The organism is Pedobacter sp. (genome assembly GCF_045628745.1).
GTDB lineage: Bacteria > Bacteroidota > Bacteroidia > Sphingobacteriales > Sphingobacteriaceae > Pedobacter.
The window spans coordinates 1-1,949 of the sequence record NZ_JAZQPU010000444.1 but is presented as its reverse complement, the minus strand read 5'-3'; the positions used below and the strand labels follow the sequence as shown (position 1 = coordinate 1,949).

Below are 1,949 nucleotides of genomic sequence, written 5' to 3'. Positions count from 1 at the left end.
GTATATGCTTCAGGTATTGATTTGCAAGCCACCATCCCCTTAGGAAAAAAATGGTCTTTTGAATTGGAAACCGAAGCTAAACAAGGAAATAACCATACCTTGTTTTATGGCCTTGATTCTGCACAACGTGATGGTAATATCATGCAATACCAAATGAGAGGTTTATATGTGTTGCCTAACCTTAAATATGCCCTTAACTACCACCGCTTAAGTTCTTTGGAGATTTCTTGCCGCTATGAATATTTTGATAAAGATTATAAACATGCTGGTCAAAAGAGACAAACCTGGACACCTATGATTAGTGCAGAATTTTTACAGGCTTACACCTCCAGAATACAGTTCGGTATCAATATAGATCGCTATTCAAAGAATAAAGCAGGTACCAACCAATATAACAATTCTCTATACATTCTTCAAATTCAATCCAGGTTATAATCATGAATTTAAATGTTACACAAGCCAGTCCATCTGCCACGGTTAAACCTGTCGTTGATCCTGCAAAGAAAAAGGAAATCCAGCTCGTTCCCTTGCTAATTACACTAGCTATCGGTTTAATCATTTGGTTCATCCCTGCCCCTGAAGGGGTAAAACCTGAAGCCTGGCATCTGTTGGCCATCTTTTTGGCCACCATTATAGGCATTATCCTCAAAGCAGCCAGTATGGGTACTTTATGTATGATAGCTATTGCTATTGTAGCCCTCACAGGTGTGCTTGCCCCTGGTGATCCCGGAAAATCGGTTACCCTGGCCTTAAGAAGTTTCGGCGATAAAGTGATCTGGTTAATTGGAATCAGCTTTTTTATTGCCAGGGGTTTTATCAAAACTGGTCTGGGCAGTAGAATTGCCTATGTCTTTATCAAGTTGTTTGGTAAAAGTCCGCTAGGCCTTGCTTATAGCCTGGGTGCTGCAGATTTAATTCTTGCTCCTGCCATTCCCAGTAATACGGCAAGGGGTGGGGGGATCATCTACCCCATTATGAAGTCGATGTCCATGAGCCTTGGTTCTATGCCCGACAAGCCTGAAACGCATCGTAAAGTGGGTGCTTACCTTACTTTAAACAGTTATTACATGAACTTAATTGCTTCGGCAATGTTCCTGACGGGCACGGCCAGCAACCCCATGTGTCAGAAGTTCGCTGCGGATCTGGGAATCCACATCAGCTGGATGTCGTGGTTCTGGGCAGCCATAGTGCCCGGCTTGGCCTCCATGGTCATTATTCCTTTTATCTTATATAAAATCTTTCCTCCTGAACTTAAAAAAACAACGGAAGCGCCTGCTATGGCTATTGTAAAGTTAAAGGAAATGGGTAAGGTTACCAAAAATGAATGGCTGATGGTGATGGCCTTTATCATATTATTAGTGTTGTGGATGACGGGTGATCTTTTTAAAATCGATGCCACCACCACTGCTTTTATCGGGCTCTCCATTTTATTACTTACCCAAGTGTTAACCTGGGAAGATGTAAAGGCTGAAAAAGGTGCTTGGGATACCATCGTTTGGTTTGCCACCCTGGTTATGATGGCGGGTTCTTTAAATGAGCTTGGTTTTATTCCTTGGTTCGGTAAATTGATACAAGCGCAATTGTTAGGCTTATCTTGGACCATGGCTTTCCCCATTATTGTCATCGTTTATTTCTTTAGCCACTATTTATTCGCCAGTGCCACAGCACATGTTGCAGCTATGTATGCAGCTATGTTAGCCGTAGGGGTGGCCATGGGTGTGCCTCCTTTATTATTAGCGTTGATGTTAGGGTTTACCGGATCTTTATACGGAACTTTAACTCATTATGCCCACGGACCGGCTCCTGTATTTTTTGGTAGTGGTTATGTGGATGTCAAACAATGGTGGATCTACGGACTGATCATTGGCGTTGTGCTCATGGTGATCTGGATGGGCCTTGGTGGTTTATGGTGGAAAGTTACAGGTATTTATTAATCTATAAACAACAAT

Annotated in this window: 1 protein-coding gene and 1 pseudogene; both read left to right on the top strand. The window is 42.4% G+C overall.

Translation table 11 applies throughout. The features are described from left to right. A pseudogene (locus tag ACR2F7_RS16210) lies at nt 1-435 on the top strand (porin); the annotation flags it as partial. Between the two features lie 2 nt (nt 436-437). Beyond that, nucleotides 438-1,934: an anion permease gene (locus ACR2F7_RS16205; protein ID WP_432714584.1), complete on the top strand. Its 1,497-nt coding sequence runs from the start codon at nt 438-440 to the stop codon at nt 1,932-1,934. The last annotated feature ends 15 nt before the right edge of the window (nt 1,935-1,949 follow it).

What these genes read in the sequence shown, in the direction of transcription:
- ACR2F7_RS16205 (WP_432714584.1), top strand. Translation starts at nt 438, where the DNA reads ATGAATTTAAATGTTACACAAGCCAGTCCATCTGCCACGGTTAAACCT.